The sequence below is a fragment of the Bradyrhizobium sp. HKCCYLRH3099 genome, from assembly GCF_051167855.1.
Taxonomy (GTDB): domain Bacteria; phylum Pseudomonadota; class Alphaproteobacteria; order Rhizobiales; family Xanthobacteraceae; genus Bradyrhizobium.
This window is the reverse complement of sequence record NZ_JBNPTW010000001.1, coordinates 178,460-195,402: the sequence shown is the minus strand read 5'-3', so window position 1 is coordinate 195,402 and position 16,943 is coordinate 178,460. Positions and strand designations below refer to the sequence as shown.

General features: G+C 67.3%; 13 protein-coding genes. 10 read left to right on the top strand and 3 right to left on the bottom strand.

What is annotated here, in order from left to right; translation table 11 throughout:
- The first annotated feature begins 1 nt into the window (after position 1).
- From ACQR1Y_RS00940 to ACQR1Y_RS00920, 5 genes are all read left to right on the top strand, one after another.
- Positions 2-1,582, top strand: a complete 1,581-nt coding sequence (locus ACQR1Y_RS00940; RefSeq protein WP_434878535.1) for an FGGY family carbohydrate kinase — start codon at positions 2-4, stop codon at positions 1,580-1,582.
- The gene (locus tag ACQR1Y_RS00935; protein WP_434861629.1) at positions 1,575-2,615 is read left to right on the top strand and encodes a 2-hydroxyacid dehydrogenase; all 1,041 of its coding nucleotides are present in this window, start codon (positions 1,575-1,577) and stop codon (positions 2,613-2,615) included. Before ACQR1Y_RS00940 ends, ACQR1Y_RS00935 begins: the two co-directional genes overlap by 8 nt.
- 15 nt (positions 2,616-2,630) lie before the next feature.
- Complete coding sequence (locus tag ACQR1Y_RS00930; RefSeq protein WP_434878536.1) at positions 2,631-3,407, top strand: class II aldolase/adducin family protein; 777 nt, start codon at positions 2,631-2,633, stop codon at positions 3,405-3,407.
- Positions 3,404-4,912, top strand: a complete 1,509-nt coding sequence (locus ACQR1Y_RS00925) for a glycerol-3-phosphate dehydrogenase (protein ID WP_434878537.1) — start codon at positions 3,404-3,406, stop codon at positions 4,910-4,912. Before ACQR1Y_RS00930 ends, ACQR1Y_RS00925 begins: the two co-directional genes overlap by 4 nt.
- Positions 4,913-5,116: 204 nt before the next feature.
- Positions 5,117-7,714 carry an ATP-binding protein gene (locus ACQR1Y_RS00920; RefSeq protein WP_434878538.1) on the top strand — a complete coding sequence of 866 codons (2,598 nt, stop codon included), beginning with the start codon at positions 5,117-5,119 and terminating at the stop codon, positions 7,712-7,714.
- Between the two features lie 608 nt (positions 7,715-8,322).
- On the opposite strand, the gene ACQR1Y_RS00915 is transcribed toward ACQR1Y_RS00920, so the two are convergent.
- On the bottom strand, positions 8,323-9,228 hold the full coding sequence (locus ACQR1Y_RS00915) for a LysR family transcriptional regulator (RefSeq protein WP_434878539.1): 906 nt from the start codon (positions 9,226-9,228) through the stop codon (positions 8,323-8,325).
- An 88-nt stretch (positions 9,229-9,316) separates the two neighbouring features.
- Between ACQR1Y_RS00915 and ACQR1Y_RS00910 the strand changes: the two genes are divergently transcribed.
- Positions 9,317-10,309: an NAD-dependent epimerase/dehydratase family protein gene (locus ACQR1Y_RS00910; RefSeq protein WP_434878540.1), complete on the top strand. Its 993-nt coding sequence runs from the start codon at positions 9,317-9,319 to the stop codon at positions 10,307-10,309.
- Between the two features lie 293 nt (positions 10,310-10,602).
- Here the strand turns inward: ACQR1Y_RS00910 and ACQR1Y_RS00905 are convergent, their stop codons facing one another.
- Positions 10,603-11,271 carry a helix-turn-helix domain-containing protein gene (locus ACQR1Y_RS00905; protein WP_434878541.1) on the bottom strand — a complete coding sequence of 223 codons (669 nt, stop codon included), beginning with the start codon at positions 11,269-11,271 and terminating at the stop codon, positions 10,603-10,605.
- 209 nt (positions 11,272-11,480) lie between these two features.
- On the opposite strand from ACQR1Y_RS00905, the gene ACQR1Y_RS00900 reads away from it, so the two are divergent.
- The 4 genes from ACQR1Y_RS00900 (at position 11,481) to ACQR1Y_RS00885 (ending at position 15,218) form a co-directional block, all read left to right on the top strand.
- The gene (locus ACQR1Y_RS00900; protein ID WP_434878542.1) at positions 11,481-12,977 is read left to right on the top strand and encodes an amidase; all 1,497 of its coding nucleotides are present in this window, start codon (positions 11,481-11,483) and stop codon (positions 12,975-12,977) included.
- 37 nt (positions 12,978-13,014) lie between these two features.
- On the top strand, positions 13,015-13,365 hold the full coding sequence (locus tag ACQR1Y_RS00895; RefSeq protein WP_434878543.1) for a RidA family protein: 351 nt from the start codon (positions 13,015-13,017) through the stop codon (positions 13,363-13,365).
- A gap of 16 nt (positions 13,366-13,381) precedes the next feature.
- A complete protein-coding gene (locus ACQR1Y_RS00890) occupies positions 13,382-14,620 on the top strand; it encodes an NAD(P)/FAD-dependent oxidoreductase (RefSeq protein ID WP_434861638.1) in 1,239 nt (412 codons plus the stop codon).
- Positions 14,621-14,843: 223 nt separating this feature from the next.
- Positions 14,844-15,218, top strand: coding sequence for a hypothetical protein (locus ACQR1Y_RS00885; RefSeq protein ID WP_434861639.1), 375 nt, complete (start codon positions 14,844-14,846; stop codon positions 15,216-15,218).
- A gap of 376 nt (positions 15,219-15,594) precedes the next feature.
- Here the strand turns inward: ACQR1Y_RS00885 and ACQR1Y_RS00880 are convergent, their stop codons facing one another.
- A complete protein-coding gene (locus ACQR1Y_RS00880; RefSeq protein WP_434878544.1) occupies positions 15,595-16,773 on the bottom strand; it encodes a polysaccharide deacetylase family protein in 1,179 nt (392 codons plus the stop codon).
- Positions 16,774-16,943 lie beyond the last annotated feature (170 nt).

Below are 16,943 nucleotides of genomic sequence, written 5' to 3'. Positions count from 1 at the left end.
CATGGTGTCCGCCTCCGCCCGCGACGTGATCATCGGCATCGACGCCGGCACCTCGGTGATCAAGGCGGTTGCGTTCGCGCGGGATGGCCGGCAGCTCGGCGACTTCGCAATTCCCAACAGCTACACGACGGCGCCGGGCGGCCGCGTCGAACAGGACATGGACAGGACCTGGACAGACACGGTGGCGGCTCTGCGCGGCCTGACCAAGGCGCTGCCGGATGTGGCCCCACGCGTGGCCGCGATCGCCGTGACCGGGCAGGGCGACGGCACCTGGCTGATCGACGCCGATGGCCGTCCCGTCGCGCCCGCGCTGCTGTGGCTCGATTCCCGCGCGGCCGGCTTCGTCGAGTCCTTCCGCGGCAGTGAGCGCAACGCGGCGCATTATCAGCGCACCGGGTCGGGGCTCAACGCCTGCCAGCAGGGGCCGCAACTGGCCTGGCTGCAGGTGAATGACGCAGCAATGCTGGCGCGCGCCAGCACGGCGTTCCACTGCAAGGACTGGCTGTATTTCAAACTGACCGGCGAGCGCGTCACCGATCCGTCGGAGGCGACGTTCTCCTGCGGTGACTACCGCAAGCGCTGCTTCGACAGCGAAGCGGCGCGGCTGATCGGGATCGCCAGTTCCGAGCGGCTGTTTCCGGAGATCGTCGATGGTGTCGTGACGACGCATGGTCTGTCGGCAGCTGCCGCTGCGGAGACGGGATTGCCGCAAGGCGTGCCGGTGTCGCTCGGCTATGTCGACGTGATCTGCAATGCACTCGGCGGCGGACTCTACGACCAGACCCCGGACGTCGGCTGCAGCATCATCGGCTCGACCGGCATGCACATGCGCCTCGCGGCGCGGGCCGAAGATGTTCAGCTCAATGCCGAGGCGACCGGCTACACGATGCCGTTTCCGGTGACGGGTCACTACGGGCAGATGCAGTCGACGATGGCTGCGACCCTGAACATCGACTGGCTGCTGGATGTCGCGCGCGGCGTGCTTGCCCTGGAGGGCATCGCGCGCTCGCGCAACGATCTGATCCGGCGTCTCGACCAGCGTGTGCTCGAAGCGAAGGCGTGCGAGCTGCTGTATCATCCCTTCATCTCCGATGCCGGCGAGCGTGGGCCGTTCGTGTCTCACGAGGCCCATGCGCAGCTGATCGGACTGCGCACGCGTCATGGCTATTGGGACCTGATGCGCGCGGTGATGGAGGGGCTCGCCTTCGCCGCGCGCGATTGCTACGCGGCGATGGGCTCGCTGCCGGCGGAGATTCGGCTGACCGGCGGGGCCGCGCGCAGTCGCGCGCTGGGCACCATTCTCGGCGCCGTGCTCGGGAGCACCATCCGGGTCTGCCGGCGCGAGGAGGCAGGCGCGTCGGGCGCCGCGATGATGGCGGCGGTCGCGACCGGACTTTATTCGAACATGATGGACTGCGCGGAGGGATGGGTGAGACCGTATCTGGATGAGCCGCAAGCGCCGGATGCGGCGCTGGCGGAACGCTATGCGCAATTGTTTCCAACCTATGTCGAGGCCCGCCTCGCGGCGCGGCCGGTGTGGAAGCAGCTCGCTGCACAGCGTGCGGGAACCAATCATGTCTAGCTCCATCGCCATCATCGGCGACCGCTTCATGCTGCCCTCGGTGTTCGCCGAGCGCATCACCGCCACGTGCGGCGATGCCATCGACATCCGCATGCTCGAGCAGCCATGGCCGGACGAGCCGATGGAGCACGGCTATGCCGGCTCCAAGCTCGACGGCCTGAAGGAGTTCATGGGCGACCCCGACGAACTCGCCGACTTCATCGGCGAAGCACCGCTCCTGGTGACGCATCTCGCGCCGATCTCGCGGGCGATGCTGCAGCGGCTGCCCAGCCTCAAATTCATCGCGGTGTCGCGCGGCGGCCCGGTCAATGTCGACATGCAGGCGGCGCGCGATCACGGCGTGCTCGTGGTCAACACGCCCGGACGCAATGCCAGCGCCGTAGCCGAGTTCACCATCGGCGCGATGCTCGCCGAGACAAGGCTGATCCGCAGCGGCCACGAGTCGCTGCGCGGCGGCGAGTGGCGCGGCGATCTCTACCGCGCCGACCGCACGGGGCGCGAGCTCGGCGAGATGACGGTCGGCATCGTCGGCTATGGCGCGATCGGCACGCGCGTGGTGAAGCTGCTCAAGGCGTTCGGCTGCAAGATCCTGGTGACGGACCCTTACGTCCAGCTCAGCGTCCAGGACCGTAATGACGGCGTCGAGCACGTCGCGCTCGCCGAGCTGCTGGCGCGCGCCGATGTCATCAGCCTGCATGCCCGCGTCACCGCCGAGACCACCGGGTTCATCGACCGCGCGGCGCTGGAGAAGATCAAGCCGGGCGCGATCCTGATCAACACCGCGCGGGGGCCGCTGGTGGACTACCAGGCGCTCTATGATGTGCTCAGCTCGCAGCGCCTGGCCGGCGCCATGCTCGACACCTTCGCGGTCGAGCCGGTGCCGCCGGATTGGCCGCTGCTGCAATTGCCGAACGTGACCTTGACGCCGCATATCGCCGGCGCTTCGGTGCGCACCGTCACCTTTGCCGCCGACCAGGCGGCCGAAGAGGTTCGCCGCTATCTCGCCGGCGAGCCGCCGCTCAATCCCTGCTGACGAAAGGTTTTTGCAATGAACCGCGAGGAACGACAGATCCGCGAGAACATCATCGCCAAGTGCCGGTGGATGAACGCGTCGGGTCTGAACCAGGGCACGTCGGGCAACATCTCCGCTCGCCACAAGGACCGGATGCTGATCACGCCTTCGGCCACGCCCTACGACTCCATGACGCCGGAGATGATCGCGTCGATGCCGCTCGACGGCGAGTACGGCTCCTGGGAAGGACCGCTGAAGCCCTCGACGGAGTGGCGTTTTCATCTGGACATCATGCGCGGACGCCCTGACGTCGGTGCCGTCGTGCACACGCATTCGACCTATGCGACCGTGCTCGCGATTGCCCGCAAGCCGATCCCGGCTTGCCACTACATGATGGCGGCGTTCGGCGGCACCGATGTCCGTTGCGCCGGCTATGCACGCTATGGCACGGCCGAGCTGTCCGAACTCGCATTGGAGGCGCTGGAAGGACGCAACGGCTGTCTGCTCGCCAATCACGGCATGATCGCCGTCGGCGCCAATCTCGACAAGGCGATGTGGCTCGCGGTCGAGCTCGAGACCATCGCCAAGCAGTATTATCTGTCGCTCGCCCTCGGCCAGCCGCACATCCTCGGCGATGCCGAGATCGCGGAGACCGCGCAGGGCTTCTCGACCTATGGGCTGCAGGAGCCCAAGGCCAAGAAGAACGCCAAGGTTGCGAAGCCCGTCAAGAAGGCGGCCGCAAAGTCCGGCACCAGGACGCGGGCCGCAGCGGCAGGCCGCAGGCCCGAGGCGAAGCGCAGCGGCGCGCGATGAACGTCGCGGTCTCACGCAGCGGAACCGATCACGGTCTGGTGGACCTCGCCGTGATCGGCGGCGGCATCAACGGCGCCGGTATCGCCCGTGATGCCGCCGGCCGTGGCCTGAAAGTGTTGTTGTGCGAGAAGGACGATTTCGCCGAAGGCACGTCGTCGCGCTCGGGCAAGCTGATCCATGGCGGCCTGCGTTATCTCGAATATTACGAGTTTCGCCTGGTGCGGGAGGCGCTGATCGAGCGCGAGGTGCTGCTGGCCTCGGCGCCGCACATCATCTGGCCGATGCGCTTCGTGCTGCCGCACTCGCCCGAGCAACGCCCGGTCTGGCTGGTGCGCACGGGGCTGTTTCTCTACGACCATCTCGGCGGCCGCAAGCAGTTGCCGGCGAGCCGCAGCGTCGATCTCGCGCATGAGCCGGAGGGCGCGCCGCTGCGCCCTGAATTCCGCCGCGGCTTCGAATATTCGGATTGCTGGGTCGACGATGCCAGGCTCGTGATCCTCAATCTGGTCGATGCCGCGCGCAAGGGAGCCATCATCCTGCCGCGCACCCGCGCGATGAGCGCGCGCCGCGAGGGCGATTGCTGGCGGCTGGAGATGCGCTCCGAGACCGGAGAGCTGTGCACGGTGCGCGCCAAGGCGCTGGTGAATGCCGCAGGCCCCTGGGTGCAGGATGTCGTGCAGGGCGTCGCCGGCCTCAACTCCGCGCACAGCGTGCGGCTGGTCAAGGGCAGTCACCTCGTGGTGCCGAAATTCTGGAGCGGCTCGCAGGCCTATCTGCTGCAGAACACCGACCGCCGCGTCATCTTCGTCAACCCTTATGAGACGGACCTGGCGTTGATCGGGACTACCGACATCGTCCATGACGGCCGCGCCGAGGACGTCGCGATCGACGGCGGCGAGATCGACTATCTGCTCGCGGTGCTCGATCGCTATTTCCGCGCCGCGCCCGGCAAAGCCGACATCGTCCATGCCTTCTCCGGCGTGCGGCCGCTCTACGATGACAATGCCGACAATCCCTCGGCCGTGACGCGCGACTATGTGTTCGAGGTGCACGGCACGGCGGAGCAGCCGCCGCTGCTGTCGATCTTCGGCGGCAAGATCACCACGTTCCGCAAGCTTGCCGAGCACGCGATGGAGCGGCTCGCGCCGTGGTTTCCGCAGATGGCGCCGGCGTGGACGGCGGGCGCCTGTCTTCCCGGCGGCGATCTCGGCGCGCCGTTCACGCAGTTTCTCGCCGAGCTCGGCGCCGACTATCCGCTGTTGCCGCCCGAGACCGTGGCGCATTATGCCCGGCTCTACGGCAGCTGCGCCCGTGAGCTGCTCGGTGCGGCCCGCCGCACCGATGACCTCGGCCGGCATTTCGGCGGCACCTTCTATGAACGCGAGCTTGCTTATCTGCGTGAGCGGGAGTGGGCCGTGACCGCCGCCGACGTCCTGGACCGCCGCACCAAGCACGGCCTGCATCTGACGCGCGCACAGCGCGAGGCGTTCGAGCATCAGCTCTGACCGGACCGGTTGTCGCGGCGATCGTTCGTCGCCCGGCGCAGGTGCTGCTCTGGCAAGGATGACATCTTCCGGCGGAACTGCTATCGGGACGTCGCGAGCCCGCCCGAGATGCCGGATCAAGCCGAGCTGCGGACGATCGGCTGACGGTGCCGCGCCGATCCACAGAAATTGGAACGGCTCGACGATTTCCGAAGCCGTGACGTCATGTTGGACCAATCTCAATCGACCATCGACGAACGGCACGGTCGACGGCCGCGGGGCGACAAGACGGCCAGGGCCGAGGCTCGCGCGGCGCGCGACCGGCGCTGGACGCCGAGGATCATCGTTCTCAGCGGCCTCGTGCTCGCGATCCTGTGCGATGCCTTCGTCGCGCACATGCTCTCGGTCAACTACTGGGAGACCCAGCGCACCACCGAAGCCGCCAACGGCGATCTCGCGCGCGCGCTCGAAGAATACATGCTGCGCAATATTCAGGCCGTCGACCTGCTGTTGAACACGACGATCGATAATCTCAGGCAGAACCCGTCGCTGCTCACACGCGGCAACCTGGACCTGATCGATGATCTCAAGAAGCGGGTCAAACCCTATCCGGTCGCCGGAGGCATCGTCGTTCTCGATGCGGAGGGGGAGCTGATCGGCGACAGCGCAGGCAACGGCGTGCCAGGGCGTGAGAACAATTTTTCCGACCGCGCCTATTTCCAGGTTCAGCGCGACGATCCCGGCCGTGGGATCTTCATCGACGTGCCGGTGACCTCGCGCGTGAACAAGGGCGTCTTCATTGCGGTCAGCCGCGCCTTCCTCACGAGCGACGGACGTTTTGGCGGTGTCGTCGTCGTGCCGCTGGATTATGAGAACCTCAGAAGGTTCTTTCTGTCGCTGAACGTCGGCCAGCGCGGCACCGTGACGTTGTACCGCGATGACGGCACGATCCTGCTGCGCACGCCCAACGCGGACGCCTTCGGCGGGCGCAACGTGCGATCGAACTGGCTGTTCACAAAATATCTTCCCCAGGCGCCGAGCGGCAGCTTCGAAGGCAGCGGCATCACCGATGGCGTGTCCCGCACCATCAGCTACCGGCGCGTTGCCGGCCTGCCGCTGGTCGTGACCGTCGCGCGGCATCCGGTGGAGTACCTGGCCGGTTGGAAGAACAATGCGCTCTATTACAGCGCCGCCGCGGCCGGGCTCAATTTGCTGATCGTCGGGTTCGGTTTTGGCCTTGCGCGCCAATGGCGGCTGCGCGCCAACTCCGAGCAGGCGCTGCGCGACAATTTCGAGCAGCACAAGCTCGTCACCGAGAACGTTCCCGCGCTGATCGTCCGCGTCGACGCCGACGGCCGCATTCGCTACGCCAATCGTATCGCGCATGAATGGTACGCCGATGCGTCCGCCGCCGCCAAGCGCAGCCGCAGAATCGACAGTTTCATCGATCCCTCGCGGGAGGTGGAGGGGAAGCAGAAGATCCAGGCCGTGCTGGCCGGCAAGACCATCCGCGGCGAGGAGAAGCTGGTCTTTCCCGACGGCCGCGAGCGCTGGTGCGAGATCATCCGCGTGCCCGATCGCAGTCCTGACGGCACCGTGCGCGGATATGTCGTGCTGTCGGTCGACATCACCGAGCGCAAGCGCATCGAGGACGAGCTGCGCCAGGCGCAGAAGATGGAGGCGATCGGCCAGCTCGCCGGCGGCATCGCGCACGACTCCAACAACATGCTGGCGGCCACGCTCGGCAATCTCGACATGCTGCTCGACACCTTGCCGCCGGGCCCCGAAGTCTGCCGCGGCATGGTCGAGCGGGCGATCGAGGCGGCGGAGCGCGTCGCCGATCTCAATCGCCGCCTGCTCGCCTTCGCCCGCAAGCAGACGCTGCGGCCGCAGATCACCGACGTCAACGAGCTGGTCGGCGGCATGACGACGATTCTGCAGCGGACGCTCGGCGAGACCATCGAGATCGCGCTTGCGCAGGACCCGATGCTGTGGCGCTGCCTGATCGACCCGACGCAATTGCAGAATGCGCTGCTCAATCTCGCGCTGAACGCGCGTGACGCCATGTCGGGCAGCGGCTGCCTGACGATCGCGACCGAGAACGCCGTACTCGACGAGCCGCTCAACGACGGCGACGAGCGCATCGCGGCCGGCGAGTATGTGACGATCGCGGTGTCGGACAGGGGCACGGGTATGCCGCCCGACATCGTCCGCCGCGCCTTCGAGCCGTTCTTCACCACCAAGGAGTTCGGCAAGGGCAGCGGCCTCGGCCTCAGCATGGTCTACGGCTTCGCCCGGCAGTCCGGCGGCACCGCCGTGATCACCAGCGAAGTCGGGCAGGGGACGCGCGTCACGCTGTATCTGCCGAGCGCGGGGCCGGGCGTGGCCGATCCGCCGCGCGCCGCCGTGGCGCGCCCGTCGCGGCCGGAGACCGGCGAGCGGATCCTCGTCGTCGAGGACAATGCGCTGGTCGGCGTCATGGCGTCCACCATGCTCTCCTCGCTCGGCTACAGCCCGCTGGTCGTCAACAACGTGCCCGCGGCGCTCGCCGCGCTGGCGCGGCCGGATCCGGTCGCCCTGCTGCTGACGGACATCCTGCTTCCCGGCAGCATGACCGGCATCGAGCTGGCGCGCGAGGTCCGCCGCCGCTGGCCCAGCCTGCCGATCCTCTTCATGTCCGGCTTCGCCGATCCCTCGCTGGTGCCCGAGGAGTTGCGCGAGACCAGCCGGCTGATCGCCAAGCCGTTTCGCCTGGGGCAATTGTCCGACGCGATCGTGGCGACGCTGGCCGGGACCGGTGCGGGAAAGGCCGCCAACACCTGATCACACCTGGTCGCGATCATGGATCGTGATCCCCTCGGGTTTGCCGACCGGCGTGCAGCGACAACAGATGACGGCCTCGCGGCGCGCAGGGCGTCCGAGCTGTGCGGGTCGTTTCACCCTCGACACGTCGAGGGCGCAGGGAATGCCGGGCGCTGGCCGCACCCATGGCCCGCCTGCAAGAAAAAAGCAGGCGGCAGTCACCACAGGTTCAGCCGAGACATCCCGGCATTCCCCGCGCGATGGTTTTCCGGCTTATACGTCCTCTCCCCGGGGACCGGCTGTCTTGCCCCCGTCGCGAATGATGATCGTCACCATCCGCTTGGCCTCAGCACCGGGAGGCCAGGACCCTACGATTTCGCCGGCGCGCAATCCCGTTCGTCCGCATGACCAGCATGCTGCGAGACCCGCGCGCCCACCGCATCCCACCCCGCGTGCCGTGACGATCGCGATACGCCCCTCGTGCCGAGGCGGGATGGGGAGATACAATCATGAATTCCGATAATGCGAAAGATATTTATTTTTTACGGCGGGACTGGACAGAGGTGATGTCGTTGCGGCGCCACGTGAAATGAGTTTTTTCGCGCAGGGTTTTTCAATGGCGCGAAGCGTCACGCTCTGCCTTCGCTGATCCACTCGGCCAGCCCCTCCGCCAGCCCGTCGAACATCACGCGGATCGGCGGGGAATCCTTCTGGTCCTCGTGCGCGGCGAGCCAGCAGTCGAGCTCGAAGGCAATGTGATCGGCGAGCACCGGGACCAAAGACGGATTGCGCCTGGCGAGCGCCGTCTGCATGCCGCCGATGCCGAGGCCGGCTTCGATGGCCGTGACCTGGGCGACGTCGGAATCGGTGCGGTAGGAGAAGAGTTCGCGCGAGATCGGGAGCTGTGAGCTCGCCACCGAGCGCGCCGAGTGATCGTCGCGGTCGAAGCCGATGACGTGGTGCGCCTCGAGCGCCTCGACCGTCTCGGGCTTACCGAAGCGGGCGATGTAGTCGCGGTGCGCGTAGAGCCCGAGCGGGACGCTGCCGAGCCGGCGCGCGACCAGGCCGTCCTGTTTGGGGCGGATCATCCGCACGGCGATGTCGGCGTCGCGCCGCAGCAGGTCGTCGGTGCGGTTGTTGAGCACGAGCTCGATGACGATGTGCGGATGCCGGTTGCGCAGGCCGGCGAGGATCGGCGGCAGCACATAGGTGCCGACGATCTCGCTCGCGGAGATCCGGACCACGCCGCGCGGCTGCGCCGTGTCGCCGCCGGTCCTGGCGCTGCGCACCAGCGCGGCGAACGCCGCTTCCATCGCCTCGGCATGCGGCACCAGCGCCGTCGCCGCGGCGGTCGGCAGCAGGCCGGCCTGCGAGCGCGTGAACAGGGCGACGCCGAGACCCGTCTCGAGCTCGTCGATGTGGCGGCCGACGGTCGGCTGCGTCAGCCCGGTCGCGCGCGCCGCCGCCGACAGGCTGCCGCGCCTGACGACGGCGAGGAACGATCGGAGCAGGCTCCAGTCCGAGGGCTCATTCATACAAAAACGTATAGCATCTCTAGGAAGATCGGCAATTTCCGTTTTGAAACAGAAGGGCGAGAGTGCCGGGGACAGCAGGAGATCGACCATGTCCACCAGCCCATCCGCTTCCACCGTCCTCGTCCTCGGCCTGACCGGCGCCATCGGCGGGGCCATCGCCAAGGCGTTGGCGCGCCGCGGCTTCTTGATCCGCGCCCTGACGCGCCGGCCCGCGGCCGAGCGGCCCTCGTTCGGCTTTCCGGTGGAGTGGCGCGACGGCGATGCCCGCGATGCGGCTGCGTTGCGTTTGGCCGCCGAGGGCGCCAGCCTGATCGTGCACGGCGTCAATCCGCCGGGCTATGCGCGCTGGCGCGAGGACGCGCTGCCGATGCTCGCCAACAGCATCGCCGCCGCCAAGGCGGTTGGCGCCACCATCGTCTTCCCGGGCAATGTCTACGTCTACTCATCCGCATCGCCTGCGGTGGTGAGCGAGACGACGCCGCGGCAGCCGACGACGCGGAAGGGGCAGGTGCGGCTGGAGATGGAGGAGATGCTGGAGCAGGCCGCGCGCGAGCACGGCGTCCGCGTCATCGCCATCCGCGCCGGCGATTTCTTCGGCCCCGGTGTGACCAATTCCTGGTTCGCGCAGGCGCTGGCGAAAGGCGGCATGGCTGCGACCTCCGTGCAGCGTCTGACCAGGCCGGGTATTGGCCACGCCTGGGCCTACGTTCCCGATCTCGCCGAGGCTTTCGCCCGCCTGGTCGATATCCGCGCCGATCTGCCGAACTACACGATGCTGAATTTCGCCGGGCATTACGATGCGACCGGGCATGACATGACCGACGCGGTCCGCCGCGTCCTCGGCCGTGCTGATCTGCCGGTGAAGTCGTTTCCGTGGATTATCCTGTGGCTCGCCGCGCCGTTCGTGCGCTTCATGCGCGAGGCGATCGAGATGCGCTGGCTGTGGAAGCAGAGCCTTGCGCTGGACAATACACGGCTCGTCGGCTTGCTCGGCGCGGAGCCGCATACGCGGCTCGATGAGGCGGTGAGGACAGCGCTGGACCCCGCGATTGCACGTGAGTCTCAGGGCTTAGCTGCTTAGCGATACTCTCTCCACGTCATTGCGAGCGAAGCGAAGCAATCCAGAGTCGTTTCCGCAGTCCTGGATTGCTTCGTCGCGGAGCCTGTCATCGGGTCGCGCTTTGCGCGGACCCGTTGGCTCGTCGCAATGACGGGCAGAATAGTAGCCAGAATGAGCGGAAGCAGAGCCCGGAGGCAGACGCGATATCCGGGTTCTCACGAGCCGTCGCCGGTGAACCCAGATGTCGCTATCGCCGACGCCGAAGGGACGTCGGCTGGCGCTCATCTACGAGGAGTTGGCGCCGAAGCAGCCCCTCACTCCACCGCATCCTTCCGCGCGATCCGGTGCAACTGCTCGAACAGATCCGCCTGTTCGCTCGTACACAGACACACGCCCTGCGCGGACTCGGTGTCGCCGGCGTTGAGGTAGGCGTGGCCCATGGTGCTGTCGAGATACATGCCGTCGCCCTCGTGCAGGATCTCCGGCGCGTAGAACTCGGTGTGGACGGCGATGGTGCCGCGGGTGACCAGGAAGTATTCCTCGCCGCTGTGGCGGAGCAGGGGGCCGAACTCTTCCAATGTGCGCGCGCGCACTTCGGTGATCATCGGCACCATGCGTTTGCCGATCAGGTCGGTGCATTGATAGGTGTAGGTGTAGAACTTGGTATTCACCACCTGGCCCTGGCCGGCGCGGCTGATGCTGCGGCGGGCCGTCACTGCGCGTCCCGGTTCGGGCTTCGGCGCGGCCGGGCTGAACAGCTCGGCGATGTCCATCTGCAAGCCTGAGGTCAGCTGCAGCAGCTTGTCGTAGGTCAGCGACATCAGCCCGTTCTCGACCTTCGACAAGGTCGACAGCGCCATCCCGGTCTTCTCCGCGACCTGCTTCAGGGTCAGCCCGCGCGTCTGCCGGGCCGCCTTCAGGCAGTGGCCGAGCTGGGAATGGGGGCCTTCGGACGCATGGTCGCTGACGGCGGTGTCGGTCACTTCAGGGCTCCGGAAAATCCGTTAGCGGATCGGGTTGTCTTCGGCGCGGCGGCAGTCGGGTAATGTCGCCCGAAAGGGGCTGATCAATCAACAAGCTAGGCCGGCGGCTCACGGTCATGCGTGAAGCGCGGTGGAACATTGCGTTTTCAAGTCGTGCATTCGATTTCTTATGTGCTAAATAGTTTTCCGAAACGGAAAAGAGAAGCCCTGTGGAATCGATCTGCGATCAAACTGCCGGCGAGCTGGTCAAGCTCTTGAAAACCAAGGCGATCTCGCCGGTCGCGTTGCTCGATTCGTGCCTGGAGCGGATCGCGGCGGTCAATCCGGCCGTCAATGCGGTGGTGACGCTGGACGAGCCGGGGGCCCGGGCGGCGGCGAAGGCCGCCGAGGCGGAGCTCGCGCGCGGCGAGGACAAGGGTCCGCTGCACGGGCTGCCGGTGCTGATCAAGGACACCCAGGACACGGCCGGGATGCGCTCGACCTATGGCAGCCCGATCCTGGCCGACAATGTCCCCGCGACGGACCAGGCGTCGGTGGCGCGGCTGCGCGCCGCCGGCGCGATCATCTTCGGCAAGACCAACACGCCGGAATGGGCGGCGGGCGGCAACACCCGCAATCCCGTGTTCGGCGCCACCGGCAACCCGTTCGATCCGCTGCGCTCGGCGGCGGGCTCGTCCGGCGGCTCGGCCGTGGCGCTGGCCTGCGGCATGGCGCCGCTCGCCTCCGGCTCGGACACGGGCGGCTCCTTGCGCAATCCGGCCGGGTTCTCCGGGATCGTCGGCATGCGGCCGTCCTACGGCCTCGTCGCCAGCGAGAAGCGCGCCCATGGCTGGTCGTGCCTGTCGACCGACGGGCCGATGGCGCGCAATGTCGCCGATACCGCGCTGATGCTGTCGGTGATGGCGAGCGACGATGCGCGCGATCCGCTCGCCTATACACTGCCGGGCGAGGCGGTGCGCGGGCAGCCCGCGCGCTGGGCCGTGCCGCCGCAGGTGGACTTGCGCAAGCTCAAGCTCGCCTTCACCGAGGATTTTGGTTTCGCCCCGACCGAGCAACTGATCCGCCGCGCCTTCCGCGCGCGCGTGACGCGCATCGCGCCGCTGTTTGCCGACGCGGCCGAGAGCGCACCGGATTGCAGTGGCGCCGATGAGACCTTCGCGGTGCTGCGCGCCTCGCTGTTCCTGACCCAGCACGGCAAGAACTATCGCGAACGCCCTGGCATGATCGGGCCGAACGTGCGGGCCAATGTCGAGGAGGGGCTGTCCTACAGCCTTGAGGATTTTTCGCGCGCGGCCGCCAACCAGACCCGGATCTACCGGTCCTATCAGGCCTTCTTCGCTCAACACGACGTGCTGATCAGCCCGACCATTACGCTCAGTCCGCGACCGTGGGCGGAGCTGTATCCGGCCGAGATCGACGGCGTGCCGACGAAATCCTACTTCCACTGGCTGGCGCTCGCCTATGCTGTGACCTTGGCCGGCCATCCCGCGCTCAGCCTGCCGCTCGGCGTCGATGAGAACGGGCTGCCGTTCGGGCTGCAGATCGTCGGCCCCCGCGGTGGCGATGCGCTGGTGCTCGGCGTGGCCGCGGCGCTGGAAGCCGCTTTCGCCGACGATGCCGAACTCAGGCGGCCGCAGCCGGATCTCGCCAAGCTCGCCAGCCTGCCGCCGCTGGCGCAGACGCCGGGCTTCATGGCCTGGGATTGAGCAGCGCCGCCATGATCAACATTATCCGGAGCTAACAATGTCCGACGCGTCCTCATGGCCGTTCTCGCTGGTGCGCCGCGCCGGCGGACTGGTGTTCCTGTCGGGCGAGATCCCGGTCGCCGATGACGGCAGCATTCCCGAAGGCATCACCGCGCAGACGGACCTCGTGTTCAAGCACATCTCGGAGACGCTGGCGGGCGAGGGGCTTTCGCTCGACGACGTCGTGTCGTGCATGGTGCACCTCGCCGACAAGGCCGATTTCGCCGAATACAACGCGGCCTATCGCAAGCACTTCAAGGATCCGCTGCCGGTGCGGACCACGGTGCAGGCCCAGATGATCGCGGACGTGAAGCTCGAGGTCACCGTCGTCGCGGCGGCGCGGACCTGAAACAGGAGACATGACAATGCGTAGCGCGATCGTTCTCGGCGGAGGCATGGTCGGTGTCGGCACGGCGCTCCATCTGCAGAGCCGCGGCTGGTCGGTGGCGCTGGTGGACCGCCGCGAGCCCGGCCGCGAAACCAGCTATGGCAATGCCGGCATCATCCAGAGCGAGGCCGTCAGGCCGTATGCGATGCCCTATGATCTCGCCGGCGTGCTCGACATCGCGCTCGCGCGCACCAACGACGTGCATTACCGGCTGATGGCCTTGCCGTATCACGTCAAGCCGCTGCTGCGTTACTGGTGGAATTCGTTTCCCGCGCGCCATGACGTGCTGACCCGCACCTACGCGCAACTGATCGGGCGGGCGACGCTGGAGCACGAGCCGCTGATCGCGGCGGCCGGTGCCGGCAATCTGGTGCGTCGCGACGGCTTTCGCGTGCTGCACCGGACCCAGGCGCAGTTCGACAAGGAGGCCAGGGAGGCCGAAGCGGTCGGCAAGGCCTATGGCGTCAAGTTCAAGCTGCTCACATCGGCAGAGCTCGGCAAGGCCGAGCCCGGCCTGACCGATACCGGCATCGGCGGTCTGCATTGGCAGGAGCCGTGGACCGTGTCCGATCCGGGAAGCCTGGTCGCGTCCTACGCGGACCTGTTCGTCAAGCGCGGCGGCAAGCTGCTGACGGGCGACGCGACGACGTTGTCGCAACAGGGCAGCGGCTGGGCAGTGACGACGAGCGAGGGTCGCATCGAGGCCGAGGCCGTGGTCGTCGCGCTCGGCCCGTGGTCGCCGGAGTTTTTGACGCGGTTCGGCTACGACATCCCGATGGTGCGCAAGCGCGGCTATCACCGGCACTATTCGGGCGGCGCGCCGCTCGACTTGCCGCTGCGCGATGCCGCGTTCGGCTACCTGATGAACCCGATGGCCAAGGGCGTGCGCATCACGACCGGCGCGGAGCTGTCGTCGCCGGATGCGAAGCCGACGCCGGTGCAGCTCGGCAAGGCCGAGGCCGCCGCGCGTCAGCTGATCGATCTCGGCAAGCCGGTCGAGCCGGAGCCGTGGGTCGGCACGCGGCCGTGCATGCCGGACATGCTGCCGGTCGTCGGACAGGCGGCGCGGCACAAGGGCCTCTGGCTGCATTTCGGACACGGCCATCAGGGCTTCACGCTGGGGCCGGCCACCGGTCGTATCCTCGCGGAGCTGATGAGCGGTGAGAAGCCTTCCGTCGACGTCGCCGCGTGCGCGCCAGCGCGCTTCGGTGCGTAGTTCACGAGAGCCGCTGCAGTCCTGCAATCGCCGGCTGTAGCGGCTTGTCCCCAGCAGCGTCTTGTTTACCAACGACGCCCGTTTTGCGGTGCAAAATTCCGTACTTCACACATTCGCAAGTCCGCGCTCCTACGGTGAATCCGGTTGGAGCAGAATGCGGGGCGAGGCGCTAGTCGCAGGTTCTGTCGTCCACCGGTGATCCGAACATCCTGTGGGGGAGCAGATGAATTTCGCGGGCCTGGCCTACCGCTTCGTGTCGAATTTCGTATTTCTCGGCGCGGTCTATATGAGCCTGAACTACATCGAGAACTATCAGAACCGCGCGGTTCTGGCGCTCGTCATTCTGGTCTATTCCGGTATGCGCTCGTACACCGTCGTGCGCTCGTTTCATTTCTTCGGCCGCATCGAGAAGCTGGAGGCCGACGTTCGCCGGTTGTCCGGCATGCTAGGTGAAGGCCCTGTCGGCCAGGTCGTCAACAAGCAGACGATGAACGAAGTCGGCTCGCTGCGGCGCGACGGCGAGAAGATGTCCTACATGGACCTGTTCTTCCTGGCCGCGGCGGTCATTCTCTGTGTCAGCAAGCTGGTGACGAAGTAGTCGAAGTAGCGAGAGCATGATGTGCTTCTTCGGAAACGCATCATGGCCGCATGACGCACCTTTCCGATCCTGCAGTGCGCAGCTTTGTCGCAACGAACGATCCTATAAGTTAGTGACTCCGCCATGCCCGGGCTTGTCCCGGGCATCCACGTCGTTCCCAGCATGCCGGCCGACGTGGATGGCCGGGACAAGCCCGGCCATGACGACGTGGAGAGAGACGAGCACAAAACGGCGATCGCCACATGCGATTGCCCTGCCCTCCAGGGGAGGGTGACGGAATTCGCGGCCTTCCGTCGTCCTTATCGGTACGTTGGCGACGAGGGCATGATGCGTTTCCACGGAGTCGCATCATGCTCTAGCCGCGCGCATGTGGCGCTCAGCGCTTCCGGAGACTGGCCAGCCGAACCGGCCGAGCGGCCAGTTTCGCCACGGGAGCCTCGAGGCGGGCGAGATGATGCCGTCCGGCCGAGAACGGGGCGACCGGAGGCCATGCGAACAGGTCGGCCGCCGGCGCGGGAAGGGCCGGCGCATTCGCGATCCGCGCAGCGACCGCCGGGCGCGGCCATGCCGGCTTCGGCAGGCTCACGGCCCCGGCCGGCCGCATCTCCAGATTGCCGAAATCATCCAGCCTGGCGCGGATGCGCGTCTCGGCGCCGGCGAGATTGACCGGCGTGATCGCCGGCCAATGCGCGACCGGCGTCTCGTCGGACGGCCGGTGCACCAGCCAGTCCTGCGGATCCGTCGGCGTCGCCGGCCGGTCCGGCGTCGCCGCCACGACGTGCACGACGCGGTAGTTCTTGGCCTTGAGGTCGGCGAGGATCTTGGGCAGCGCGGCGACCGTGCGCGCCTGGATGTCGTGCAGCAGCAGGATGCCCTTGCCGCGCGCCTCCAGCCGCTTGATCGCGAGCTCATGGACCTTGGCGCCGGAAATGCTGCGCCAATCGTCGGCGAGGAAATCGGCGCTCCAGACCTGCAGGCCGAGCGAGGCGGCGTAGCTCTCGACGGCGTCGCCGCGCAGCAGGCCTGGCACCCGGAAGAACGGCGACAGCGCCGATGGATCGGTCAGCGCGGCCTTGGTCCAGGCGATGCCCTGGTCGACCTCGGGCTGCACCTGCTCGAGCGTCATCCGGTTCATGCTCAGCGGATGGTTCTGGCTGTGCGTGCCGATGCTGTGGCCGGCCGCGGCGAGCTTGCGCACGCCCTCGGGATCGGCCTTGGCCTGGCGGCCGATGGTGAAGAACGTCGCCTTGACGCACTGGTCGGCGAGGATCTGCAGCACCTGATTGCTGTACTTCGGCAGCGGGCCGTCATCGAAGGTGATGACCACCTCGTGATCCCGGAGCGGAAGCGTCTCCTTGTACTGCATGGCGCCGAGCCGCGGATGCTCGCGCGGGTCGACCACCAGGGTGCGCGACGTGCCGAGCGCGTTGGGATGTCCGGGGCAATCGGCGGCCGACGCGGCCGATGCGACACTCAAGGCCGCTCCGGCAACGCTGCCGAGCAGCACTGCGAGCCGTGTGGGCCGCCCGACGCAAGCAGACTTACGATCACGCATCACGCTGCTCGATTCCCTTCACCGGGCCGGGTCCTTCAGCCCGGCGCTTCGATGGTCCATGATCGGTCGCAGCCATGCTGGCAAGCGCCCACCGAGACATAGCAGGGATGTTGAGCCGTCGCGACATCACATCATCCCAGGTTCCGCTTTACCGGTGGCTGTTGCCGGAT